Source organism: Psychrobacter sp. 16-MNA-CIBAN-0192 (genome assembly GCF_040309565.1).
Classification (GTDB): Bacteria; Pseudomonadota; Gammaproteobacteria; order Pseudomonadales; family Moraxellaceae; genus Psychrobacter.
The window spans coordinates 1-265 of record NZ_JBEOOX010000331.1; the positions used below are offsets into that span (position 1 = coordinate 1).

1 protein-coding gene is annotated in these 265 nt (G+C 40.8%); it reads left to right on the plus strand.

Going from position 1 to position 265, the window contains the following annotated elements; all coding sequences use genetic code 11:
* A partial coding sequence (locus tag AAEY78_RS13450) for a hypothetical protein (RefSeq protein ID WP_352339820.1) occupies positions 1 to 265 on the plus strand: 265 nt, incomplete at both ends.

Sequence of the window (265 nt, forward strand, 5' to 3'; positions counted from 1 at the left end):
GCAATTTAGTGCAAAGGTTAAAGGGATTTCGAGTATCCAAAATCAAGGTGGTTTTAACCAGCAAAAGTACTTTATTAGTAAACATATTGTCGCCAAAGGTCGTGTTAAGCAAGCTGAGTTGCTTAGTCACAGTGGATCGATACGTCAACAGATCATGGAAACATTATCGCCTTTATTGGCACACTTTTCTCAGGGCGATATTTTACAAGCGTTGATTTTTGGTGATAAAAGCGCGTTAACCTCTGAACGTTGGCAGCAGTTGCGG